This is a genomic window from Trinickia sp. Z7, assembly GCF_056498045.1.
Genome location: NZ_JAUEQW010000001.1, coordinates 87,943 through 110,947, shown reverse-complemented (window position 1 = coordinate 110,947; position 23,005 = coordinate 87,943). Strand labels below are relative to the sequence as shown.

20 protein-coding genes and 1 pseudogene are annotated in these 23,005 nt (G+C 65.7%); 12 read left to right on the top strand and 9 right to left on the bottom strand.

Translation table 11 applies throughout. The features are described from left to right. Nucleotides 1-192: 192 nt before the first annotated feature. Nucleotides 193-876 carry an arylesterase gene (locus tag QQS38_RS00490; RefSeq protein WP_479643420.1) on the bottom strand — a complete coding sequence of 228 codons (684 nt, stop codon included), beginning with the start codon at nt 874-876 and terminating at the stop codon, nt 193-195. Here QQS38_RS00490 and QQS38_RS00485 point away from each other — a divergent pair. Further along, the gene (locus QQS38_RS00485; protein ID WP_479643419.1) at nt 875-1,582 is read left to right on the top strand and encodes an ABC transporter ATP-binding protein; all 708 of its coding nucleotides are present in this window, start codon (nt 875-877) and stop codon (nt 1,580-1,582) included. The genes QQS38_RS00490 and QQS38_RS00485 overlap by 2 nt on opposite strands. 37 nt (nt 1,583-1,619) lie before the next feature. Here QQS38_RS00485 and pgi read toward each other — a convergent pair whose 3' ends face one another. Continuing rightward, the gene (gene pgi / locus QQS38_RS00480; RefSeq protein ID WP_479643418.1) at nt 1,620-3,251 is read right to left on the bottom strand and encodes a glucose-6-phosphate isomerase; all 1,632 of its coding nucleotides are present in this window, start codon (nt 3,249-3,251) and stop codon (nt 1,620-1,622) included. Nucleotides 3,252-3,554: 303 nt separating this feature from the next. Between pgi and QQS38_RS00475 the strand changes: the two genes are divergently transcribed. After that, the gene (locus tag QQS38_RS00475; protein ID WP_479643417.1) at nt 3,555-4,403 is read left to right on the top strand and encodes a lysozyme inhibitor LprI family protein; all 849 of its coding nucleotides are present in this window, start codon (nt 3,555-3,557) and stop codon (nt 4,401-4,403) included. Nucleotides 4,404-4,461: 58 nt separating this feature from the next. Here QQS38_RS00475 and QQS38_RS00470 read toward each other — a convergent pair whose 3' ends face one another. Continuing rightward, nucleotides 4,462-6,063 (bottom strand): NAD(P)H-hydrate dehydratase, encoded by a 1,602-nt coding sequence (locus tag QQS38_RS00470; protein ID WP_479643416.1) that lies wholly within the window; start codon nt 6,061-6,063, stop codon nt 4,462-4,464. A gap of 102 nt (nt 6,064-6,165) precedes the next feature. After that, nucleotides 6,166-7,467: an FAD-dependent oxidoreductase gene (locus QQS38_RS00465; RefSeq protein ID WP_479643415.1), complete on the bottom strand. Its 1,302-nt coding sequence runs from the start codon at nt 7,465-7,467 to the stop codon at nt 6,166-6,168. Between the two features lie 310 nt (nt 7,468-7,777). On the opposite strand from QQS38_RS00465, the gene purL reads away from it, so the two are divergent. Then, a complete protein-coding gene (gene purL / locus QQS38_RS00460; RefSeq protein ID WP_479643414.1) occupies nt 7,778-11,857 on the top strand; it encodes a phosphoribosylformylglycinamidine synthase in 4,080 nt (1,359 codons plus the stop codon). Nucleotides 11,858-11,962: 105 nt separating this feature from the next. On the opposite strand, the gene QQS38_RS00455 is transcribed toward purL, so the two are convergent. The 5 genes from QQS38_RS00455 to QQS38_RS00435 form a co-directional block, all read right to left on the bottom strand. After that, entirely contained in the window at nt 11,963-12,742 is a 780-nt protein-coding gene (locus QQS38_RS00455; protein WP_479643413.1) for a peptidylprolyl isomerase, read from the bottom strand. A gap of 114 nt (nt 12,743-12,856) precedes the next feature. Next, entirely contained in the window at nt 12,857-13,174 is a 318-nt protein-coding gene (locus QQS38_RS00450; protein WP_479643412.1) for a BolA family protein, read from the bottom strand. Further along, a complete protein-coding gene (locus tag QQS38_RS00445; protein ID WP_479643411.1) occupies nt 13,171-13,707 on the bottom strand; it encodes a septation protein A in 537 nt (178 codons plus the stop codon). Before QQS38_RS00445 ends, QQS38_RS00450 begins: the two co-directional genes overlap by 4 nt. A gap of 102 nt (nt 13,708-13,809) precedes the next feature. Continuing rightward, a complete protein-coding gene (gene msrB, locus QQS38_RS00440; protein WP_479643410.1) occupies nt 13,810-14,253 on the bottom strand; it encodes a peptide-methionine (R)-S-oxide reductase MsrB in 444 nt (147 codons plus the stop codon). A 63-nt stretch (nt 14,254-14,316) separates the two neighbouring features. Next, nucleotides 14,317-15,873 carry a protein adenylyltransferase SelO gene (locus QQS38_RS00435; RefSeq protein ID WP_479643409.1) on the bottom strand — a complete coding sequence of 519 codons (1,557 nt, stop codon included), beginning with the start codon at nt 15,871-15,873 and terminating at the stop codon, nt 14,317-14,319. A gap of 158 nt (nt 15,874-16,031) precedes the next feature. Here QQS38_RS00435 and QQS38_RS00430 point away from each other — a divergent pair, with 158 nt between their 5' ends. The 9 genes and pseudogenes from QQS38_RS00430 (at nt 16,032) to QQS38_RS00390 (ending at nt 23,000) form a co-directional block, all read left to right on the top strand. Then, a complete protein-coding gene (locus tag QQS38_RS00430; RefSeq protein WP_479643408.1) occupies nt 16,032-17,681 on the top strand; it encodes a 3-(methylthio)propionyl-CoA ligase in 1,650 nt (549 codons plus the stop codon). Nucleotides 17,682-17,738: 57 nt separating this feature from the next. Next, the gene (pncA, locus tag QQS38_RS00425) at nt 17,739-18,371 is read left to right on the top strand and encodes a bifunctional nicotinamidase/pyrazinamidase (RefSeq protein WP_479643407.1); all 633 of its coding nucleotides are present in this window, start codon (nt 17,739-17,741) and stop codon (nt 18,369-18,371) included. A 55-nt stretch (nt 18,372-18,426) separates the two neighbouring features. Beyond that, nucleotides 18,427-19,029 carry a hypothetical protein gene (locus tag QQS38_RS00420; protein WP_479643406.1) on the top strand — a complete coding sequence of 201 codons (603 nt, stop codon included), beginning with the start codon at nt 18,427-18,429 and terminating at the stop codon, nt 19,027-19,029. A 156-nt stretch (nt 19,030-19,185) separates the two neighbouring features. Further along, nucleotides 19,186-19,515, top strand: a pseudogene (locus QQS38_RS00415) (permuted SH3 domain-containing protein); the annotation flags it as partial. A 30-nt stretch (nt 19,516-19,545) separates the two neighbouring features. Continuing rightward, complete coding sequence (locus QQS38_RS00410) at nt 19,546-19,956, top strand: TolC family protein (RefSeq protein ID WP_479643405.1); 411 nt, start codon at nt 19,546-19,548, stop codon at nt 19,954-19,956. Between the two features lie 117 nt (nt 19,957-20,073). After that, nucleotides 20,074-20,376 carry a Dabb family protein gene (locus QQS38_RS00405; RefSeq protein ID WP_479643404.1) on the top strand — a complete coding sequence of 101 codons (303 nt, stop codon included), beginning with the start codon at nt 20,074-20,076 and terminating at the stop codon, nt 20,374-20,376. Nucleotides 20,377-20,449: 73 nt separating this feature from the next. After that, nucleotides 20,450-20,911: a PaaI family thioesterase gene (locus QQS38_RS00400; protein WP_479644066.1), complete on the top strand. Its 462-nt coding sequence runs from the start codon at nt 20,450-20,452 to the stop codon at nt 20,909-20,911. 68 nt (nt 20,912-20,979) lie between these two features. Beyond that, on the top strand, nt 20,980-21,978 hold the full coding sequence (locus QQS38_RS00395; protein ID WP_479643403.1) for an NADP-dependent oxidoreductase: 999 nt from the start codon (nt 20,980-20,982) through the stop codon (nt 21,976-21,978). 161 nt (nt 21,979-22,139) lie between these two features. Beyond that, entirely contained in the window at nt 22,140-23,000 is an 861-nt protein-coding gene (locus QQS38_RS00390) for an SDR family oxidoreductase (protein ID WP_479643402.1), read from the top strand. Nucleotides 23,001-23,005: the final 5 nt, after the last annotated feature.

Below are 23,005 nucleotides of genomic sequence, written 5' to 3'. Positions count from 1 at the left end.
CACGTAGCCCGCGGCGAAGGCTGATCGGCGCATGGCGCCGGCGTGTCGCCCGTTAGCTGCGGGGTTTTAGGACTGCGGTTGCAACACGCCCGGCACCGAAAAGCGCACCTCGCGGTGCGCTTTTCATTTGATGCCTGTGTGCCTGAATGGGCCGGCCGCCGCCCCTTCGAAACCTTCCCGCTATCGTGGCGATCAACGGGCGTGTGCGCGCAGCAGCGGTGCGAGCACGGGCCAGACGTTATCGAGCAAGAAAGGCTGTGCTTGCTGAGTCGGATGCATTTGATCGGACTGGAACATGTCCTGCCGGTTTTCGATGCCGGCGAGCAAGAAGGGCACGAGCTTGACGTTCATGTCGCGGGCCAGATCGCCGTAAAGCCCATGGAATCGTTGCGTATAACCTTGGCCGTAGTTGGCCGGCACGTACATGCCCACGAGCACGACCTTCGCATGCCCCTGCTGCGCCTGCTCGACGATCGTGCGCAGGTTGTCTTGCGTCGTCGATAGCGGCACGCCGCGCAACGCATCGTTCGCCCCCAGCTCGACGATGACGATGGACGGTTTGAGCCGCGCCATCAATTCGGGCATCCGCGCGCGTCCGCCGCTCGTCGTGTCGCCGCTGATGCTTGCGTTCGCAACGCTATAATCGATGCGCTCATCGGCCAGCCGCTTACGCAAGAGCGCGACCCAACCCGTATCGCGCGGCAAGCCGTACTCCGCGGAAAGGCTATCGCCTAGCACGACGATCGTGGGCCTCTGCGCTTCGGCACCATGGGCCGGCGCGGCGGCGAACGGCGATGCCGCGACCGATGCGATGAGGGCGAAAGCCACGAACGCGGCGGCACACGCCGTGCCGACAATCCAGCGACGCTTGTTCATGCCAGAAAACACGAATGCCATTATCGAAGTGCGCAGTTTAAGCAAGCGGGTCAAGGATGCAACGGGCGAATTGACGATACTCGACGATGTCGATCTGGATGTCGCCGCTGGGACGAGCGTCGCGATCGTGGGCGCATCGGGATCGGGCAAGTCGACGCTCTTGGGTCTACTCGCGGGCTTGGACAATCCCACCTCGGGTTCGGTTCGATTGCTCGGCCACGACCTGGCCATGCTATCGGAAGACGAGCGAGCGCGCCTGAGGAACGGCGCCATCGGCTTCGTCTTCCAGTCGTTTCAATTGATGCCGCATTTGACCGCGCTCGAGAACGTGCGTTTGCCGCTCGAACTGCAAGGCGGCATCGACGCGCGGGAGGCTACGGCGCGCGCCAAGGCATTGCTGGAAAAAGTCGGGCTGGGCAAGCGCACGCGGCACTATCCGAAGCTGCTTTCGGGCGGCGAGCAACAGCGCGTTGCACTGGCTCGAGCGTTCGTCACCCGTCCGGCCATTTTGTTCGCCGACGAGCCGACGGGCAGCCTCGACGCCGCCACGGGAGCCGCGGTGATCGATCTGATGTTCGAATTGAACGCTGCTCAGGGCGCGACGTTGATCCTCGTCACGCACGACGCGGAGTTGGCGCGCCGCTGCGCACACACCGTGACGATCGAGGCGGGCCGAGTGGTGCGGCACGCCTGCCTTGGCAGTTAGGGTCCTCCGTACGGCGACCCTAACCTTCGCTTGGCGATCAGCCGCGCTTGGCCGCCTTGCGTGCCCGTTCGATCAACGCGGAGGTGGACGAGTCGTGCCGGCTGGCGTCGAACGCGGCTGCCGTGAGATCGGCTTCGACCACCTTGCCGAGTATCTTGCCCAACTCGACGCCCCATTGGTCGAATGGGTTGATGTTCCAAATGGCGGCCTGCACGAGCACCTTGTGTTCGTACAGCGCGATCAAGGCGCCGAGCGAGCGGGGCGTGAGCGCATCGAGCATCAGCGTGGTCGAAGGGCGGTTGCCCGGGAAGACGAGATGCGGCACGAGTTCGGGCTTGTCCGGGCCGGCGACTTTGCGCGCTTCTTCTTCGGTGCGGCCGAGCATGAGCGCTTCGCTCTGGGCGAAGCAATTGGCGAGCAGCTTGGGATGGTGGCTCGTCAGTGCATGTTCGGGCGTGAGCACGGCGATGAAATCGATCGGCACGATCGTCGGCCCTTGATGCAGCATCTGGAAGAATGCGTGCTGACCGTTGGTGCCCGGCTCGCCCCAGGTGACCGCCGAGGTGGCGTAGTCGACGTAGGCCCCGTCCAGGCGTGCCGATTTACCGTTGCTTTCCATTTCGAGTTGCTGCAAATACGAGGGCAAGTAGTGCAGCGCTTCGGAGTAGGGGGCGACCAGGTAGCTCTGCAGGCCGAAGAAGTTGCGATACCAAATGCCGATGAGGCCGAGCAGCACGGGCAGGTTGCGCGCGAGCGGCGCTTCGCGGAAATGGCCGTCCATTTCGTGCGCACCGGCCAATAAGGCATCGAAGTTCGCGGCGCCGATCGAGATCATGATCGACAGGCCCACGGCGGACCACGACGAGTAGCGCCCGCCAACCCAATCCCACATCTCGAACACGTTTTCTTGGGCGATGCCGAACTTGACGACCTCGGCCGGATCGGCCGATACGCCGACGAAGTGCTTCGCGAGCGCGCTTTCCGGACAACCCCTTTGCACGAACCAATCGCGCAGCGAGCGCGCGTTGGTCATGGTTTCGAGCGTCGTGAACGTCTTGGAGACGATGATCGCAAGCGTCTCTTCCGGGTCGATGCGGGCGAGCACGCGCGCCAAGTCGGCGCCGTCCACGTTGGAGACGAAATACGAAGAAATCTCGGGGTGCGCCAAATGATCGAGCGCATGGACGACCATCTTCGGCCCCAGGTCCGAACCGCCGATGCCGATGTTCACGACATGGCGAATGCGCTTGCCCGTATAGCCGGTCCAAGCGCCACTGCGCACACGTTCGGCGAAATCGGCCATTTTGGCGCGCTCCGCGGCGATCTGCGCGTGAAACGGCGCGTCGGCCTGCGTCGCGCGAAGGGCCGTATGCAGCGCCGCGCGGCCTTCGGTCGGGTTGACCACTTCACCGGCGAACATCGCATCGCGACGCGCGGCAACGCCGGCTTCATCGGCCAGGGCGGTGAGCAGGCGCAGCGTTTCGTCGGTGATGCGATTCTTCGAAAAGTCGGCTACGAGGCCGCCGCCTTCGATCGTCAAGCGCTCGGCGCGCGTGGGGTGCGCCGTATCGGCGGCGAACCAGTCGCGTAGCCGCTCGTCGCGGATGTGCTCGTAGTGGGCGGTGAGGGCGGACCAAGAGGGAAGCGAATTGAGCGTCTTGAGCGTCATGGCGTTCGTCTAACGAAGAGGGCTCGGTACGGGAGCCGGGCTTGGTCGGGCGCTTGCATTGCGTTGCGCCGGGGTCGGTCAGTATAGCGGCGTTGCGCGCTACATCGAAGCGTCCCTTTCTCAAGCGGGAATGGCCGCTTCGCGACCAAACCGAGGCTCGCCCCCAGGGCAGGAATTGCCCACCCGACGTTGAGCCGACAGCGAGCCGACGATTGGCCGACGGCGCACGCGAAGCACGGCCGAGGCAGCGCGATGCGCGCTATCATCTGGCGTTTTTCCAACCCTTGCGTTTCAACCGACAAAATGAAAAAAATGGGCCACTGCGTCGCCGTCGCGGCGCTCCTCACGTCTATCAACGCGTTCGCTCAAACGGCCGGCGTCGACTGCGCAAAGCCGCACCAGCCGATCGAGCGCGCGATCTGCGCGAATGGCGCGTTGCGCGCGCTCGATGCGCGCGCCGGCGCCTACTACTCGATGCTGCTCGAAGCGAAGCCCGCCGCCGAAAGCGCGCCCTACCGCGAGTTTCGCGAGAGCCTTCGGGCCGACGAGCAGAAGTGGCGCCAAGAGACGCGCGACGCCTGCGGCACGCAAGCCTCGTGCCTCTTGGGCGCCTACCAGCAGCACGTCGACGAACTGCGGGCAAGCGCGAGCGAACACCTCGCGCTGACCGCCTCGGCGGCCGCTGCGCACACGCAGAAGCCGGCAGGCCCGTTGATTGATTATAGGGACGCGACCTATCGCATCGGCACGCAAGATGTGACGCTGCTCGGCGGCCAGCACACGGCCCCGGCCGCGCCCGATTCGGCCGCGCAAGACGTGACCCGCGTTATCGAGCCGCCCGAGCACGCGGGCGGCAAGCTCGGCGGGCGGCCAGCCGTCGCCGTGTTTCTTTCGGAAGAAGGCGGGGGTAGCGGAACGTTCTATTACGCCGCGGTGGTATTCGCCGACGGGCGCGGCACCACGTTTCAGATCGGCGATCGGATCCAGCCGGTCGGCATCGCGATCAACGGCGACGACCTCGTCGTCAGCTATCTCGATCGCAAACAGGACGAGCCTATGGTGGTGCCGCCCACTGTGCCGCGCGAGCGTCATTTCGCCTACATGAACGAGCAAATCGTAGAGCGGCCCGCCGCGCAGGCTGCCGGCAACTAAGGGCGCGGCGCCATTGATGAGCCGACGGCGCGCAGCGTAGTGTCGTTCGCTATCGCGCTCACGCTCCGGCGCGCGCCGGATAGACGAGCCGATTGAGCAACCGGCGCACCGTCGGCGCCAACTCGCCGGCCGTCAAGCCGGCCGGTCCGTTGCCGCCGGCCGTGAGCGTATCGGCGGCCCATCCGTGCAGGTAGACTCCCGCCAGCGCCGCCTCGTAGCTCGGCAAGCGTTGCGCCAGCAAAGCCCCGATGATGCCGCCGAGCACGTCGCCGGTCCCGCCGGAGGCCAACGCGGCGCTGCCTGTCGGATTCACGGCGCTGCGGCCGTCAGGCGAGGCGACGACGGTACCCGCCCCCTTGAGCACCACGGTGGCGGCGAAGCGCGCGGCCAGCGCGCGCGCCGAGCCGAGCCGGTCGTTTTGGATTTGGGCGACATCGCAGCCGAGCAGCCGCGCGGCTTCGAGGGGATGCGGGGTCAATACGCAACGCGGCGCGCCGCCTCGCGCATCGCGGGCGCAGCGGGCGGCCACGGCATCGGCCAAGGTGGAATCCGAAGCGGTCAAGTTCAGGCCATCGGCATCGATCAGGAGCGCCGCGTCGCTGGCAAGCGCCTTCGCGAGCGCCGTGGCCGCGCGCTGACCATGCCCCATGCCGCAGCCGACGGCAAGCGCATCCATTGTGTCGAAGGCGAGCGTGCCGGGAGGGTGGAGCATGAGTTCCGGATAGGGCGGATCGTAGGGCGGCGCGCCTTCGCCGATCAAGGCGACGTGGACCTTTCCCGCGCCCGTGTGCAGGGCGGCGCGCGCGGCTAGGATCGGCGCCCCGCACATGCCCGTGTCGCCCCCCACCACGGCAAGGCTGCCGAACGTGCCCTTATGCGAGGCGAATGTGCGCGCCGGGAACTGCGAGGCGAAAAGCGCCGGTGCGTTCAAGCGAGCCGCGTCGGCTGGAGCGGGCAAATCCACCCCGAGCGGCGCAATGGTCACCGCGCCCGCCAAGTCGCAACCATGTGTCATATACAGGCCCGGTTTGGCGCCGAGAAACGTGATGGTTTCGGTCGCGCGTACGGCGATGCCCCCACCCACGACGTTGCCCGTGTCGCTGTCGAGCCCGCTCGGCACGTCCAGCGCCAGCACACGCCCGTGCGTGCCGGCGCGGACCGCGATGCGCGAGGCCAACTCGGCGAAGACGCCGTCGAGCGGGCGAGCCAGGCCGATGCCGAACAGCCCGTCGACCACCCAACCGAACGCATCGAGCGAGGCCGGTGGCGCATGAAAGACGGGCACACCGGCGGCGCGCGCTTCGTCGAGCGCCCAGCGCGCATCGTCGGTTCTCACTTCGATGGGCATCCAGACCTCGGCCGCTATGCCCGCTTGCCGCAGGCGCGCCGCGAGCACGAGCGCATCGCCGCCGTTGTTGCCCGGGCCCGCCGCGATCCAGACAGGGCGCTCGGCGGCAAGCGAGCCGTCGTGCGCCGCGCGCTCGAGCAGATAATGCGCGCCCGCGGCGCCCGCCCGAGCCATCAGCGTATGGGCGGGCAAGCCATGTGCTCCCCGCGCTTCGAGCTCGCGCAGTTGTGCGACGGTGAACAACGGTAGCGGCCGATCGCTCGGCGAGAGCAATTGCGGCGGATGGTCGGGCGAGACGGGGGCGTTTGTCATGAGGTGCGCCTTTTCGGACACGCTTTGCCGGACGAGGAAAGCCGGGATGGCGTTTCGCGCCGGCAACGCGATACAACGCGACGCCGGTGGCGCGCGCCCGCGTCAGCTCGCGAAGCGATCGACCCGCAAGGCGGCCAGCGTTTCGGGCGGCACCAGCGGCGCCGCGCCCGAAATCAAATCTGCGACCACTTTAGCAGACCCGCACGCAAGGCCCCAACCCGCAGGGCCATGTCCGAAGTTGACGAATAGCCGCGGGTGCGGGGTGGCCCCGACCACCGGCAAGCCATCGGGGGAGAGCAGTCTCAGCCCTTCCCAGGCGTGGGCGGCCGAAATCTTTGCCGCCCCCGGGATCCAATCGTGGGTGGCCTGCGCGAGCAGGGCCGTGCCGGCCTCGGCCACCGGTTCCGGCAACGGCTTGGCCATTTCGCGCTCGGGTTGCAGCACGGCCGCGCCGGCTACGCGGATGCGTTGGTTCATGCGCGTCATCGACACGCGCCGCACCGCATCGACGACGGTCAGGTGCGGCGCGCATTCCTCGTAAGCGATCGGCGCCGTCAGCGAAAGCATCCGCACCGCGTGCAACGGCAGCGGGAGCCCGAGATGTTCGAGCAGCGCCACGCTGCCCGTGCCTGCCGCGACCACGATCGCGTCGCAGGACATCACGTCGACCTCGCGTGTGCGGGCCCGTTCGCCCTCGGCCGGCGCAAGTTCGACGGCCGCGCGGTGGTCTTCCAAGCGAATTGCGTCGGCTGCGCGCCCGAACAGGAACTGCACGTCGCCTTGCTCGTCGAGCACCTGTTTGACGAGTTTCGTGAACAGCGGACAGTTGGCGGTGCGCTCGTGTTCGAACAGCACGCCGCCCGCAAAGGACGGCTCGGCCGGAATGGAGTGCTCGATTTCGGCGCATTGGCCGGCCGACAGCACGTGATGATGCATTTCGAATTCGCGCAGCAACTCGAGCGCGCTTTGCGCTTGGTCCCATTCGCGCTGATCGCGCATGACCTGCAAGATGCCTTCTCGCTGCTCGAATTCCAAATGGAACCCTGCTTCGATCGAGGCGATCGCCTCGCGTGAGAGATCGACGAGCGGGCGCAGCCGCAGCCATTGCGCGCGAAACGCCTCGGGCGTGCGCGCGAGCGCGAGTTGGCGCGCGAAGCGGCGCGCGCTCGAATTGAGCCCGGGCCGGTAGACGATGCCGCTGCGCGCACCGCGGCGCGCGTCGAGGAACGCGGGGCCGAACCATGCGTCGAGCGGCGTCGGCAGCACGATGCCGCCGTGGCCGTAGGTGGCGCCTTGGGCTACCGTCGCGTGGCGCTCGAGCACGCACACGCGGTGGCCGGCCGCGCGGAGTTGGTAGGCGGTGGCGACGCCGACGATTCCGCCGCCAATGACGATGACATCCATGAATGACTGGGTTCGGTGCGCACGGACAGCCGCGTCGCGAGACGGGCACGCGCCGTGCCGTAAGCGAAACGGGGGCGACGAGCGAGACGCGGGTGAGGCAAACCGCGCATGATAGCGCCAAAACGGGCTGCGATGGCGCCTGCACCGTGCAAAAGCGGTGCCCGAACCACGGTCCGGACGGCGCGAGCGCCCTGGTAGCGCCTATCGGGAAACGAGTTCCGGGTATAATCTTGGTCTTCCTTTCGCCTCACGTCGTGGCATGCGCGCGCGAACCGCGCGATGCGCGACTCATCGACGCCTACGTCCTTCCATGGCCCACTTTTCGTGCTTCCCCGGTGCTTCGGCGCTTTCCGACTTCCGTCAAACCCGTCTGCTCGAAACGCTCGCTCGCATCGACGCCAATATCATCGGCGTGAGCGGACGATATCTGCACTTCGTCAACGCTCTGACGCCGCTGTCGGCCGAGGACGAGCAACGCATCGAGGCGCTGCTCCATTACGGCGAGCCTGCCCAAGCCGACGAGGGCCGCGGGGCGCAAGAAATCTTCCTGGTCGTGCCGCGCATCGGCACGGTCTCGCCCTGGGCGAGCAAGGCGACCGACATCGCGCATCACTGCGGGCTCGCCCACCTGCGGCGCATCGAGCGCGGCATCGAGTTCACTGTCACGCTGAAGTCCGGGCTCGCGCTCCTGCTGGGCGGGAAGAAATCGCTTGGCGACGAAGCGCGCGCGGCGGTGGCCGCGGCGCTGCACGATCGGATGACCGAAAGCGTCGTCGCTTCGCGCGAGGACGCGCTGCATCTGTTCGACGAACTGCCGGCCAAGCCGCTCGCCACGGTGGATGTGCGCGCCGAGGGGCGCGCCGCGCTCGAGCGCGCCAACGGCGAACTCGGGCTCGCACTAGCGGACGACGAAATCGACTACCTCGTCGATGCGTTCGGCAAGCTGGGCCGCAATCCGACCGACGTCGAACTGATGATGTTCGCCCAGGCGAACAGCGAGCACTGCCGCCACAAGATTTTCAATGCGCAATGGACGATCGACGGGCAGCCGCAGGACGTTTCGCTGTTCCAGATGATCAAGAACACCGAGAAGCTGAACCCGCAGGGGACGATCGTCGCCTATTCGGACAACTCGGCCATCATGGAAGGCGGTCCGGCCGAGCGCTGGTTCCCGCGGCGCGCGAAGGCCGGCGAAGGCGTGGCGCTCGACGAGCGCTACGAGCGCCACGTCGAGCTGACCCATACGCTCATGAAGGTCGAAACCCACAACCACCCGACGGCGATCTCTCCATTCGCCGGCGCGGCGACGGGGGCGGGCGGGGAAATCCGCGATGAAGGTGCGACCGGGCGCGGCGCGCGGCCCAAAGCGGGCCTCACGGGTTTCACGGTCTCGAACCTCGAGTTGCCCGGCGCGGTCGAGCCGTGGGAAAACGCGCGCGACTGCGCGCAACCGCTCGCCACGCGCAACCCGAACGAGGCTCACGCGGCCTACGGCCGTCCCGACCGCATCGCTTCCCCGCTGCAAATCATGATCGACGGCCCGCTCGGCGGCGCCGCCTTCAACAACGAATTCGGCCGTCCCAACCTGGGCGGCTACTTCCGCGTCTACGAGCAAAACGTCGGCGGCCAAGTGCGCGGCTATCACAAGCCGATCATGATCGCCGGGGGCATCGGCAATATTTCGGACGCGCATACGCACAAGCACGATCTGCCGGCCGGCTCGCTGCTCTTGCAGATCGGCGGCCCCGGCATGCGCATCGGCATGGGCGGGGGCGCGGCCAGCTCGATGGCGACGGGCGCGAACACGGCCGAGCTCGATTTCGATTCGGTGCAGCGCGGCAACCCCGAGATCGAGCGGCGCGCGCAGGAAGTGATCAACGCGTGCTGGCAACTCGGCGCGAACAACCCCATCCTGAGCATCCACGACGTGGGCGCGGGCGGGCTCTCGAACGCATTCCCCGAGCTCGTCGACGGCGCCGACAAAGGCGCGCGCTTCGAACTGCGCCAAGTGCAACTCGAAGAAACGGGCCTCTCGCCGCGCGAAATCTGGTCGAACGAAGCGCAGGAACGATACGTCTTGGCCATTGCCCCGGCCGATCTGCCGTTGTTCGAAGCGATCTGCGCGCGCGAGCGCTGCCCCGTGGCCGTCGTCGGCGTTGCGACGCAAGAGCGGCAACTGCAGTTGATCGATGCGCACGCGGAGGGCGAAGCCGCCTATCCGGTCGACATGCCGATGGACGTGTTGCTCGGCAAGCCGCCGCGCATGCACCGCGACGTGCAGCGCGTGAGCGCCGAACGCGCGCCGGTCGACGTGACAGGCCTTGCTCTGGCCGATCTCGCCGTGTCGGTGCTCAAGCATCCCACGGTCGCGAGCAAATCGTTCCTCATCACGATCGGCGATCGCTCGGTCGGCGCAACGAGCGTGCGCGATCAACTCGTAGGACCGTGGCAGGTTCCGGTTGCCGACTGCGCGATCACCGCCGCCGACTACAGCGGCTATCGCGGTGAAGCGATGACCATGGCCGAGCGCACGCCGCTGGCCGTGATCGATGCGCCGGCTTCGGGCCGCATGGCCGTCGGCGAAGCCATCACGAACATCGCCAGCGCGCCGATCGCATCGCTCGACAAGCTCAAGCTGTCCGCGAACTGGATGGCCGCCTGCGGCGTGCCGGGCGAAGACGCCGCGTTGTTCGACACGGTCAAGGCGATCGGCATGGAGCTGTGTCCCGCGCTCGGCATCAGCATCCCGGTCGGCAAGGACTCGTTGTCGATGAAAACAAAATGGGATGAGCCAGGCTTGGCGAAGGAAGTCGTCGCGCCGGTGTCGCTGATCATTTCGGCCTTCGCGCCCGTGGAAGACGTGCGCCGCCATTTGACGCCGCAATTGCGCCGTCACGACGAAGTGGGCGATTCGGTCCTGATTGCGATCGACCTGGGCCGCGGCAAACACCGCCTGGGCGGCAGCATTCTCGCGCAGGTCACGCAACAAGTGGGCGACAGCGTGCCCGACGTCGACGACGCGCAAGACTTGAAGCGCTTTTTCGTGGCGATCCAATCACTCAATGCGAGCGATCGCTTGCTGGCCTATCACGATCGGTCGGACGGCGGCCTGTGGGCCACGGTGTGCGAAATGGCGTTTGCGGGCCATGTCGGCGTGTCGCTCAACGTCGATATGCTCACGCTCGGCGCGGCCCACGAGTTCGACTACGGCGATGCCAAGGATTGGGCGAAGCAGACGAGCGGCCGGCGCGACGATTTGACGTTGCGCGCGCTGTTCTCCGAGGAACTCGGCGCGGTGGTGCAGGTGCGCGCGGCCGATCGCGATGCGGTGCTCGCCGCACTGCGTGAGCAGGGCTTGAGCGCGTGCTCGCATGTGATCGGCAAGCTCAACGAACGCGATGTGATCGAGGTGTATCGCGACGCGAAGAAGATCTACGAGGCACCGCGCGCCGAGCTGCAACGCGCCTGGTCCGAGGTGAGCTGGCGCATTGCCCGCCTGCGCGACAATCCCGCCTGCGCCGATGCCGAGCACGACATGCTGCTCGATGCGAGCGACCCGGGCCTCTCACCGCATCTCTCGTTCGATCCAAGCGAAGATATCGCGGCGCCGTTCGTGCAATCGGGCGCACGTCCGCGCGTTGCGATCCTGCGCGAGCAGGGCGTCAACTCGCATTTGGAAACGGCCTATGCGTTCGATCGCGCCGGTTTCGATGCCTACGACGTGCATATGAGCGATTTGCTGTCCGGCCGCGCGTCGCTGGGCGATTTCGCCGGCGCGGTGGCATGCGGCGGCTTTTCATATGGCGACGTGCTGGGCGCGGGTGAGGGCTGGGCGAAGACGATTCGCTTCAATCCTCAGCTTGCCGATATGTTCGCGGCCTTCTTCGATCGGGCCGATACCTTTGCGCTCGGCATTTGCAACGGCTGCCAGATGATGAGCAGCTTGGCCTCGATGATTCCCGGCGCCGATGCCTGGCCGAAATTCACGCGTAACAAGTCCGAAAAATTCGAGGCGCGCTTCTCGTTGGTGCGTGTCGAATCGTCGCCGTCGATCTTCTTTGCGGGGATGGAAGGCTCGCGAATTCCCGTGGCGATCGCGCACGGCGAAGGCTTCGCCGATTTTTCGCAGCAGGGCGACCCGGCACGCGCCGCCGTGGCGATGCGCTTCGTCGATCATCACGGTGAGGCGACCGAGCGTTACCCGTTCAATCCGAACGGTTCCCCCGAAGGGATTACGTCGGTCACGACGCCGGATGGCCGGTTCACGGTGCTCATGCCGCATATGGAGCGCGTCCATCGTACGGTGCAAATGAGCTGGCACCCGGAGGGCTGGGGCGAAGCGAGCCCGTGGATGCGCGTGTTCCGCAACGCTCGGCGCTGGTTGGGCTAAATCGCGAGCGTCGTAGGATCGCCGCAGAAAGACAAATGCCGCCCGAGGGCGGCATTGTCATAGGTGTCACGGCAAAGGCAAGTCGTGTAGCCGGTGGCGATCGCTTTACTCGACCTTCGCCTTGGCGCGCAGGTTCTGTTCGAATGCCTGCAGCTTTTCCTGCTGCATCTGCTGGACGATTTGGCCCTTGACCTGGTCGAGCGGGGGCGGTTTGACGGCGCGAATATCGTCGACGCGGATGATATGCCAGCCGAACTGCGTATGCACCGGCGTATCGGTCATCTGGCCTTTTTGCAGTTTCTCCGCCGCAGCCGCGAATTCCGGGACGTAAGTCTTGGGATTGGCCCAATCGAGATCGCCGCCGTTCTTGCCCGAACCCGGGTCCTTCGAGAACTGCTTGGCGAGATCTTCGAACTTGGCGCCGCCCTTGATCTTGGCGATCAAATCCTTCGCTTGCTGCTCGTTATCGACGAGGATGTGATGCAAGTGGTATTCATTGCCGCCAGCCTGCTTGATCAACTCGTCGTAACGCGCCTTGACTTCGGCATCGCTCGGCTTGTTCTTCGTGACGTAGTCTTCGATCATCGCGCGCAGCACGACCGTTTGCTGGGCCACGGCAACCTGCGCCTTCACATCGGCGCGCGCCGGGATGCCTTCGCGCACCGCTTCTTGCATGAGAATTTCGCGATTGACGAGTTCGTCGCGCACGGCTTGGTGTAATTGCGGCGTGTCCTGCTGACCTTGCTTCACGAGTTGGGTGATCAGCGCGTCGGCACGCGACTTGGGAATGGCGGTACCGTTGACGACGGCGACGTTCTGCGCGAACGCCGGAGCAGCCGCGAACGCGGCGACCAACACGCAGAGACGGGTCTTTTTATGGATCATCGGGAATTCCTAGCGTTCCTGTCGAAAAGAATCGGTGGAGGGAGCGCGCCCCCGGCTTGCCGCCCAGTCGAAGGGGGACGGGGGCGCTCGAGGATCAAGCAACGACGGTGCGGATCACGCGTCGGGCAGCCGAGAAAATTCTTCCGGCGTATAGGCCGTGATGGCGAGCGCGTGAATCCCGCGTTGCATGACGTCGGCCAGCGCATCATACACTAGGCGGTGCCTGGCCACGCGGGGCTTGCCCGCGAACGCGCCGGCGACGATCGTCACCGAATAGTGCCCGCCGGCCGAGGCGCCCGCGTGTCCCGCATGTTTCGCGCTGTCGTCGCGCACGGCGACCGATTGCGGCCCGAGCGCGGCAAAAAGGCGCTGCTCGATGAACGCGACGCGCGCGTCGGGCGATGCGGCGAGGAAGGCGAAGGCATCGGTCATTGCTCTTCCTCCTTCATGTATTTGGCAAGCCACAGGCTTTGCGCGACGATGAACACGAACATCGCGCCGGTCGTGCCGAACAGCTTGAAGTTGACCCACTGCGCCTCGGTGAAGTTGCCGACCACATAGAGATTGACGACACCGAGCGCGACGAAGAAAAACGCCCAGGCCAGATTCAATTTGTCCCAGATGGCGCTGGGCAGCGTCAGTTGCTTGCCCATCATCGTTTCGATCAGGTTCTTGCGGAACCCGTACCGAGCCACGGTGAGGCCGACGGCAAACAGCCAGTAGAGCGCCGTCGGCTTCCACTGGATGAATTTCTGATTGTGCAACACGAGCGTGGCGCCGCCGAACACGACGATCACGGCTAGGCTGACCCACAGCATCGGATCGACTTTGCGGTGGCGAAAGGCGACCCATGCGACCTGCACGAGCGTTGCGGCGATCGCCACGGCGGTGGCCGTGAAGATGCCCCACAGCTTGAACGCGACGAAAAAAAGGATGATCGGGAACAGATCGAAGAGAAATTTCATGAAGGCCCAAGAGTCCCAAAGCGTCGTTGGACGGGGGCCGTGCGCGGCGCCCTATGCGGTGCGCACGGCCGCTAGGCGGCAAGACGACGCCTCGCCGCCTACCTACTTGGGCTCGAATTGTAGCGCAGCCGAATTGATGCAGTAACGTAGGCCGGTCGGCGCAGGGCCGTCCTCGAAGACGTGACCGAGATGCGCGCCGCATTGCTTGCAGCGCACTTCGATGCGCAGCATCCCGTGCGAGCGATCGGTGCGCTCTTCGATGACTTCGCCGTTGATCGGCTTGAAATAGCTGGGCCAGCCGCAGCCGGCGTCGAACTTCGTCGACGATTCGAACAGCGGCGTGCCGCAGCAGACGCAGTCATAGACGCCGCCTTCCCAATGGTCCCAGTAACGCCCCGTAAACGGCCGCTCGGTCGCGGCGTGGCGCGTCACCTCGTACTCCGTCTCGGACAATTGTTCGCGCCAAGCCTCGTCGGGTTTGCTCACCTCGTACGTTTCGCGCGTTGCGTCGGACGAATGGGGCATAGCGGTAGGACGTTCATTCATATCGATGTGTCTCCGTTGTACGGCGCGGCTTTTGGCGCGCCGGGTTGAGCGGGCTTTCGCGGTTCACGACGAACAGCTCACTTCGAGGGTGCTCGCCCAGTCGGGCGGGAGCGCCGCGTAAGCTTCATTTTCGGGCTGCTCGTCGAACGGCCGGCGCAGCACGGCCGCAAGCCGTTCGAGCTCCGAGAAATCCTTTTCCTTGGCGCGCCGTATCGCCGTTTCGGCCAGGTGGTTGCGCAGCACGAACTTCGGGTTGACGCGATTCATCGCCTCGCGCCGCGCAGCGTCGTCGCGCGGATCGAGCGCGAGCCGCGCCCGATAATCGGCGAGCCAGGCGTCGATGCCGGCCAGATCGAGAAACATGTCGCGCACGGCAGCGTCGCCGCTCGCATCGCGCTTGGACACCTGCGACAGACGCCGGAACGTCAGCGTGAAGTCGGCGCGGCTCGCATGCATGAGTCCGAGCAAGCGATCGGCCAGCGCGGCGTCGCCTTCATGTGTCTCATCGAGGCCCAGCTTCGCGTGGAAGCGGCGCTCGAGCGCCGGGCCGAAATGCCCCTTGAAGCCGTCGAGCGTCGCTTGCGCATCGGCGACCGAGCGGTCTGAACGCACGGCTTCATCGTAGCGCTCGCCGAGCAGCGGCATCAGCGATTGCGCGAGGCAAAAGCAGTTCCAATAGGCGATTTGCGGCTGCATGCGGTAAGCATAGCGGCCTTGCGTGTCGGAATGATTGCAGATGTAGCCTGCGTCGAAGCCGTCGACGAAACCGAAGGGGCCGTAATCGATCGTCAAGCCCAAGATCGACATGTTGTCCGTGTTCATGACGCCGTGGCAGAAGCCCACGGCTTGCCACTGCGCGACAAGTTCCGCTGTCGTCGCGACGACGCGATCGAGCAGCGCGAGATAAGGATCGTCCGCCTCGCGGCAGGCAGGGTGGAACCGGTCGATCACGTGGTCGGCCAGCGCGCGCAGTTCGTCCGTGCGGTCCGCGGCATAGAAGTGCTCGAAGTGGCCGAAGCGCACGAAGCTTGGCGAGACGCGCGTGACGACCGCGGCCGTTTCGATCTCTTCCCGGCGCACTGGCTGGTCGGAGCCGATCACGCAGAGCGCTCGCGTGGTCGGAATGCCCAGATGGTGCATCGCCTCGGAGCACAAGAACTCGCGAATCGACGAGCGCAGCACGGCGCGGCCGTCTCCCATGCGCGAGTAGGGCGTGCGGCCGCTGCCTTTCAGTTGCAGCTCGTAGCGCTTGCCCGCGTGATCGAGTTCGCCGAGCGAGAGCGCGCGGCCGTCGCCGAGTTGCCCGGCCCATACGCCGAACTGATGCCCCGAGTACACCGAAGCATAGGGCAGGGCCGCGTGCTGCCATTCGCGCGTGGCATTGCCCGTGAAGAGTTCGGCGAAGCCCGGATCGGCGGCGATCGCCGGATCGAGGCCCAGCATGCGCGCCGCGTCGGCGGAAAAGCCGACGACGTACGGCGCGGGCAGCGGCGACGCGGGCAGGCGCGTGTAAAACGCGCTGCCCAAGCTCGCAAACGCATCTCGACGCTGGGCGAACAGGGCTTCGATGAGCGACGATAGGTTCGTCGACGACTCGGCGATGCTTGGGGAAAACGACATATTGAGGGCCTCTGGGTTACCCGATATTGTAAGTCGCCGCCCCGCGGCGCGCTGAGCGCGGATCGAGTCGCGTGAACGCCCGTTGCGCGGGGCCGTAGCAGGTTCCAACGAATCCACAGACATGCATGACCGTCCACCCGCGCGAGGAGACCGCCGATATGCCAACGCCGTTGCTGGGCCAGATGATGGATGTGCCGCTGAACGTATCGACGCTGCTCGCGCACGCCGCCCGATACGCCGCCACGACCGAAATCGTGTCGCGCCGCATCGAGGGCGACATTCATCGCTACACCTACCGCGATTGCGAACGGCGTGCGAAGCAGCTCGCACAAGCTTTGATCCGGCTTGGCGTCGAGCAGGGCGATCGCGTCGGCACGCTCGCGTGGAATGGATACCGCCATCTCGAGGCGTACTACGGCACGACCGGTTTCGGCGCCGTGTGCCACACCATCAACCCGCGGCTCTTTCCCGAGCAGATCGCCTACATCGTCAACCACGCCGACGACCGCTACGTGTTGTTCGACACGACCTTCGCGCCGCTCGTGGCCACGCTCGCGCCGCGCTGCCCGAACGTGAAGGCATGGATCGCGCTGGCAGCCGATGCGGACATCCCGGCGCTGGACGCACCGGTGCTCGGCTACGAGGCGCTCGTCCAAGCGCAAGACGGCGACTTCGATTGGCCCGTGCTCGACGAACGCCTCGCCTCCTACCTTTGCTATACCTCGGGCACGACGGGCCATCCGAAAGGCGCGCTCTACTCGCATCGCTCGGTCTACTTGCACGCCATGGGCGCCGCGTTGCCCGACGCCATGGGGTTTTCGGCGCACGACTCGGTGCTGCCGGTCGTGCCGATGTTCCATGTGAATGCGTGGGGCATCCCGCACGCCGCACCGCTCGCGGGTGCGAAGCTCGTTCTGCCGGGCAAGGATTTGGATGGCAAATCGTTGTTCGAGTTGATGCAGGCCGAGCGCGTGACCTTTTCCGCCGGCGTGCCGACGGTCTGGATGAGCTTGCTGTCGCACGTGAAATCGATCGGCGCGCAATTTTCATCGCTCGAGCGAACGGTGATCGGCGGCTCGTGCTGTCCGCCCTCGATGCTCGAATCGTTCGAGGATGAATACGGCGTGCGCGTGATCCACGCGTGGGGGATGACGGAGATGTCGCCGCTCGGCACGCTCGCGCGGCTGAACTGGGAGCAATCGCAGCGACCGCTGGCCGAACGCCGCCGGCTGCTGCAAAAGCAGGGCACGGTCATATGCGGCATCGACATGAAGATCGTCGGCCAGGACGGGCGCGAATTGCCGCGCGACGGCGTGGCGTTCGGTGATCTGCACGTGCGGGGCCCATGGGTGATCGACCGCTATTTTTCGACCGAGGAATCGCCGCTCGTCGACGGCTGGTTCCCCACCGGGGACGTTGCGACCATCGACCCCGATGGTTTTCTCGAAATCACCGACCGCAGCAAGGACGTCATCAAATCGGGGGGCGAGTGGATCAGTTCGAGCGCGCTCGAGAATATCGCCGTCGCGCACCCCGACGTGGCTGAGGCGGCCTGTATCGCTTGTCGTCATCCGAAATGGGACGAGCGGCCCTTGCTGGTCGTCGTCAAACGGCCGGGGGCGACGCTCACGCGGGAGGCGCTGCTAGCGTCCTACGAGGGCAAGGTTGCGAAATGGTGCATTCCGGACGATGTCGTCTTCGTCGATCAACTGCCGCATACCGCCACGGGCAAGCTGTTGAAGCTGAAGCTTCGCGAGATGTTCCGCGATCATGTGTTGCCGAGTGCAGGCCAGGGAGCGGCCAGTTAACATGCCGATGGTAGACGGGCGGCAGTGAGGCCGCGGATCCAAGCGAGGCAGCCATCCATGAAGGGACAGGAAGACGTATTGCTAGTCGTCGACGTGCAAAACGATTTCATGCCGGGCGGCGCATTGGCGGTGCCCCGGGGCGACGAAATCGTGCCGCTCGCCAATCGCCTTGCAACCGGTTTCGAGCATGTGGTGCTGACCCAGGATTGGCACCCGCGCGAGCACGTCTCGTTTGCCGCCAATCACGACGGCCGCCGGCCGTTCGAGACGATCGCGCTCGCCTATGGCGAACAAGTGCTGTGGCCCGTTCACTGCGTGCAGGGCACACCGGGCGCGGCGTTTCACGCGCAGCTCGACGCCGCGCATGCTCGGCTCGTGATTCGCAAGGGGTACCGGCGCGCAATCGACAGCTACTCCGCGTTCGTCGAAGCGGATCGGCGCACGCCAACGGGGCTGGCCGGCTATCTACGAGAAGTCGGGGTCAAGCGTGTATGGTGTTGCGGGCTCGCGACCGACTACTGCGTCGCTTGGTCGGCGCTCGATGCGCGCGCGTCGGGCTTCGACGTCGTGCTGATCGAAGATGCCTGCCGCGCGATCGATCTGGACGGATCGCTGGAACGCGCATTGCGACAGTTGCACGAGGCCGGGGTGGTGCGGATGAGCGTGCAGCAGGCGATGGCGCCGGCATAGCGCGGCACCGCTGAGCGCGGCGCGGCCTTCGATGGCAACCACAGGAACGATGCGCATGAATTATTTCACCGAGCACACCTACGTCGAGCCGCGCCGGCTGACGCCCGCGGCCACGCCCGAACGCTTCGCCGCCATCGTCGGCACCGTGGTGACGTCGACGGAACACGAGATCATCGGCCGCAACGGCGAGCATCTGCAGTTCTACGTCGACATCGGCAACGGCGTGCGCTATCAGGTCGACGTCAACATTCAATCCAGCGACGGCCAGCCGATCGAGATGTATATCGGCGCGGAAAACCTCGATCCTGTCGGCGTCACGCCCGACGAGCCATTCGGCTCGCCGCAGTACGGCGTGTTTCCCGCCGCGGCGCTGAGCTACGCCGGCATCGGGCTGGCCGACGCGATGTTCAGTCCCGTCAGCGCGGTGCGCATCCAGCAACAACTCGAGGCCTCCTTCGCGCAATCGACGTTCGTTGCCATCTACGGTTTGGTCTTCGACGACGGCGGCCCGAACGGCAAAGGCATCCACGAAACGCATCTGAACGTCACGCGCACGCGCCAAGACGGCGCGCTCGCCGTCTACGGCAAGGACGCCAACGGCAATACGCAGCGCAAGTGGTTTTTCTTCAAGTTCGCCGAAGACCATATCGCGGGCTAGGGCGGTAGCCGCCTGCGCGAGGCGTGAATCGCCCGTACGGGCCCTGGCAAGCCGCTCATGACGTCGTCCCGCACCCCATGGAAGCTGCGCGCCTATGCGTAGGCCCTCATCTCATTAACATTCGGTAACAACCGAATCGTCCGAACCGATTTCGAGACGGCGGTCTTTTACAACGCCTTGTTCGAAGTGCCCAATCCCGGGCACCGATTGCGCATTTCGATGACGGCGCAAGTCTCCATCGTGCAAGGCACGGCCAAGCAAGCGCTAGTGGTTCCCGCGTCGGCCCTCGGGGAAAAGTCCGCGGACGGTTCGTTCGCGGTTCGCGTGTTGACCGACGACGGCCGGGTGCAGGCGCGCCAGGTCCGCGTGGGTTTGAACAATCAAGTCAAGGCTCAAGTATTGGACGGCCTGCGCCAAGGCGAGCGGGTCGTCGTGGGCCAATCGCAGCCCGAGGATGGGGCGGGCCATGCCGGGACGCAGGGGTGACGATGGCCGAACCATTGCTCGAACTGGCCGGTGTCACGCTTTGCTATCAAACGGGCGAAAAACGCACGGCCGTGTCGCGCCAGTCTTTATCCGAGCTTTGCACTGACGGGCGAATTGGGCACGAGCAGCGACACGCTCGTGCGCACGCTGCAAAACCCCATCGCGTCGCTCAGCGTCGCATTGGTGCTGCCATTTGTCCAATGGAACACGGTTCGACTGAATGCAGCCATCGCGCAAAGCGACCTCGAGCGCACCACGCTCGAATTCCGGCAAGCGCTGTACCGCGCGCTAGCCGAGGTCGAAGACGCGTTATCGGGTCAAGCCCAACTCACGGCGCAAGCGGCCCAGCGCGATAGCGCGCTCACCGAGGCTAGGCTAGCGGCGAAGCTGGGTCTGTTCCTTGCGCTCGGCGGTGGCGAGCGATCGCCGGCAGGGCCGTGACAGAGCGGAAAGCGGCCGCCGTTGGCCGTTCGACAGGCTGTCGAGGCCCAGCGAAGCGAGTATCATCCGTCGCTATCGCCGAACTTGCGGCAACAGCAGCGCGAAGGAGCTGAAATCGTGATTCGTCACATCGTCATGTGGAAATTGAAAGAGACGGCAGAAGGCGCGGGCCGGGCAGAGAATGCGCTCGCCCTGAAGGCGCGGCTCGAAGATTGTCGCGACATCGTGCCGGGCATCTTGCACCTCGAAGTCGGCATCGCCGCGCCCGGGCTCGAATCGACTTACGATGTCGTGCTCGTCTCCGATTTTGCCGATAAAGCCGCGCTCGACGCCTATCAAGTTCATCCGAAGCACGAAGCATTGAAGCAGTTCGTCACGGCCGTGCGCGAATCGCGCCAGTGCGTCGATTACGAAGTTTGACGCGTGCCAGCGTATGACATCCGAACGCCAACCCACCCCGGCTCAATCGGCGTCGCCCGCGGTTTCACGCGCGATGGCGCGTGAGCGCACGATCGAAAGCCCGTTCGTCGATCATCTCGGCGTGCGGCTGATCGGCGCGGCGAACGGCGAAAGCGAAGTCGCGCTGACCTTGACCGACGAGCAGATGAACACGTGGCACGTCGCCCATGGCGGCGTGACGATGACGCTGGCGGATGTCGCGCTCGCCACCGCGGCGCGCAGTTTGGCCGACGATGGCGTCGGCGTCGTGACGGTCGAGATGAAAGTCAACTTCATGCAGCCGGGACAGGGCGAACTGCGCGCCTTCGGCCGGGTGCTGCATCGCTCGAGCACGATGGCCTACTGCGAGGGAGAGGTGCGCGACAGCGGCGGCCACTTCGTCGCCAAGGCGCTCGGCACGTTCAAATATATGCGGCGGCTCGCGGTAGGCCGCCAGATCGTCGATCAAAAGAGGCGGGGTGCTCCCGCAACGCAGCCCGGTCCCAGCGACGGCTGATGACAACGCGCCTTGAGCGCCGCCATCGCCGCATTCCCGTCACCAGCGAATCGGAAAGAGGAACTGCCATGACTCAGATGAATCGCCGCATCGTCCTAGCTTCGCGCCCGCAAGGCGAGGTCCGCGCCGACAACTTTCGGCTGGAAGAGGTCCCGCTCGCCGAGTTGGCGCAAGGGTCCTTTCGCGTTCGCAACCTGTATCTGTCGATCGATCCGTACATGCGCGGGCGCATGAACGAGGCGAAGTCGTACGTCGAACCACAGCCCCTCGACGAAGTGATGGTAGGCGGCGCCGTAGGTGAAGTCGTGGAGACGAAGCACCCCGGGTTCACCGTCGGCGACAAGGTCACCGGCATGTTCGGGTGGCAGCGATACTGCGATTCCGACGGCGCGGGCGTGCGCAAACTCGAGGGGGCGCTAGTGCCCCTCTCCGCCTATCTGGGCGTCGCCGGGATGCCCGGCGTGACCGCCTGGTACGGTCTGAACAAAATCATTGCGCCGCGCGAGGGGCAAACGATCGTCGTGAGCGCGGCGAGCGGCGCCGTGGGCAGCGTGGTCGGCCAGTTGGCCAAGCTGGCGGGTTGCCGCGCAGTCGGCATAGCCGGCGGTGCGGACAAGTGCCGCTACGTCGTGGAAGATCTCGGATTCGATGCCTGCGTCGATTACAAAGCCGGCAACCTCCACCGCGATTTGAAGGCCGCTACGCCCGACGGCGTCGACGGTTATTTCGAAAACGTGGGCGGGGAAGTCCTCGATGCGACGCTTTCGAGAATGAACCCGTTCGGCCGCATTGCGGTCTGCGGCATGATCGCGGGATATGACGGCCAGCCGGTGCCGCTCAAGCAGCCATCGATCATCTTGACGATGCGCCTGCTGGTGCAAGGCTTCATCGTCACGGAACATCTGGACGTGTGGCCCGAGGCGCTGGCGACGCTCGCGTCGCTCGTCGTGCAAAAAAAGCTGCGCTATCGCGAAAGCATCCTCGAAGGGCTCGAACGTGCGCCCGAGGCGTTGATCGGGCTGCTTCACGGCAAGAACTTCGGCAAGCAGCTCGTCAAAATCGCTTGACGATCGCTGGCCGGGCGGCTGAGCCGCTCGTTTCGGCGGCCGCGGCCTGCGCCCCGTTCCGGCTCGCCCTGCAAAGCGCACCTGCGCCGGAAGGGCTCAGCCCGCGGCCACCGAAACAAGCGGCGATATCGGGTCACACCGAGCGCAAAAAGGGAGACTGAATGGACGATTTCCAGGACAAGGTCGCCGTCATCACGGGCGCTGCCAGTGGCTTGGGCCGCGCCTTCGCGCAAAAGGGCGCACAGCTCGGCATGAAACTCGTGCTTGCCGATATCGACGGCGACGCCTTGAGCGACGTCGTCGAATCGCTGGCCGCGACGGGCGCCGATGTGATCGGTTTGCCCACGGACGTATCGGACGCCGCGCAGGTCGAGGCACTGGCGCGCCGCGCGTTGGATGCATACGGCAAAGTGCATCTGCTGTTCAACAATGCAGGGGTGGGCGCGAGCGGGCTGCTCTGGGAAATGAGCGCGAACGATTGGTCGTGGGTGTTCGGCGTCAACGTGATGGGCGTGGCGCACGGCGTGCGCGTATTCACGCCGATCATGCTTCGGCAAAACGAGCCCGCGCACATCGTCAACACCGCGTCGGTGGCGGGTCTGATTTCGCCCCCTGCGATGGGCGTCTACAACGCGTCCAAGCATGCCGTCGTCTCGCTCACCGAAACGCTCTATCACGACCTGCGTCGTGTGATTGCGCCTGTCGGCTGCTCCGTGCTGTGTCCTGCGTTCGTTCCAACGGGGATCGCCGAAGCCGAACGCTCCCGGCCTGCGCACTGGCGCAACGAATCGCCGCCAACCGCGTCGCAGTTGTTGGCCGGGCGGGAGCTCCGTCGCGCGGTGCGCTCCGGCAAGCTCAGCGCATCCGATATTGCGGCGGCGGCCTACGATGCGGTTCGCACCGATCGCTTCTACGTCCTCACGCATCCGGCCATCATGCCCAGCGTGCACGCTCGCCACGAAGACATCGAGCAAATGCGCGCACCCACCGATCCGTTGCCCCCGTCCCCCGAGCAGGGTTGAGCCGC

What these genes read in the sequence shown, in the direction of transcription:
- QQS38_RS00445 (WP_479643411.1), bottom strand. Translation starts at nt 13,707, where the DNA reads ATGAAATTTCTCTTCGATCTGTTCCCGATCATCCTTTTTTTCGTCGCG.
- pncA (WP_479643407.1), top strand. Translation starts at nt 17,739, where the DNA reads ATGAAGGGACAGGAAGACGTATTGCTAGTCGTCGACGTGCAAAACGAT.
- QQS38_RS00435 (WP_479643409.1), bottom strand. Translation starts at nt 15,873, where the DNA reads ATGTCGTTTTCCCCAAGCATCGCCGAGTCGTCGACGAACCTATCGTCG.
- QQS38_RS00485 (WP_479643419.1), top strand. Translation starts at nt 875, where the DNA reads ATGCCAGAAAACACGAATGCCATTATCGAAGTGCGCAGTTTAAGCAAG.
- QQS38_RS00395 (WP_479643403.1), top strand. Translation starts at nt 20,980, where the DNA reads ATGACTCAGATGAATCGCCGCATCGTCCTAGCTTCGCGCCCGCAAGGC.
- QQS38_RS00455 (WP_479643413.1), bottom strand. Translation starts at nt 12,742, where the DNA reads ATGATCCATAAAAAGACCCGTCTCTGCGTGTTGGTCGCCGCGTTCGCG.
- QQS38_RS00420 (WP_479643406.1), top strand. Translation starts at nt 18,427, where the DNA reads ATGAATTATTTCACCGAGCACACCTACGTCGAGCCGCGCCGGCTGACG.
- QQS38_RS00465 (WP_479643415.1), bottom strand. Translation starts at nt 7,467, where the DNA reads ATGGATGTCATCGTCATTGGCGGCGGAATCGTCGGCGTCGCCACCGCC.
- purL (WP_479643414.1), top strand. Translation starts at nt 7,778, where the DNA reads ATGGCCCACTTTTCGTGCTTCCCCGGTGCTTCGGCGCTTTCCGACTTC.
- QQS38_RS00430 (WP_479643408.1), top strand. Translation starts at nt 16,032, where the DNA reads ATGCCAACGCCGTTGCTGGGCCAGATGATGGATGTGCCGCTGAACGTA.
- QQS38_RS00400 (WP_479644066.1), top strand. Translation starts at nt 20,450, where the DNA reads ATGGCGCGTGAGCGCACGATCGAAAGCCCGTTCGTCGATCATCTCGGC.
- QQS38_RS00390 (WP_479643402.1), top strand. Translation starts at nt 22,140, where the DNA reads ATGGACGATTTCCAGGACAAGGTCGCCGTCATCACGGGCGCTGCCAGT.
- pgi (WP_479643418.1), bottom strand. Translation starts at nt 3,251, where the DNA reads ATGACGCTCAAGACGCTCAATTCGCTTCCCTCTTGGTCCGCCCTCACC.
- msrB (WP_479643410.1), bottom strand. Translation starts at nt 14,253, where the DNA reads ATGAATGAACGTCCTACCGCTATGCCCCATTCGTCCGACGCAACGCGC.
- QQS38_RS00470 (WP_479643416.1), bottom strand. Translation starts at nt 6,063, where the DNA reads ATGACAAACGCCCCCGTCTCGCCCGACCATCCGCCGCAATTGCTCTCG.
- QQS38_RS00475 (WP_479643417.1), top strand. Translation starts at nt 3,555, where the DNA reads ATGAAAAAAATGGGCCACTGCGTCGCCGTCGCGGCGCTCCTCACGTCT.
- QQS38_RS00450 (WP_479643412.1), bottom strand. Translation starts at nt 13,174, where the DNA reads ATGACCGATGCCTTCGCCTTCCTCGCCGCATCGCCCGACGCGCGCGTC.
- QQS38_RS00490 (WP_479643420.1), bottom strand. Translation starts at nt 876, where the DNA reads ATGAACAAGCGTCGCTGGATTGTCGGCACGGCGTGTGCCGCCGCGTTC.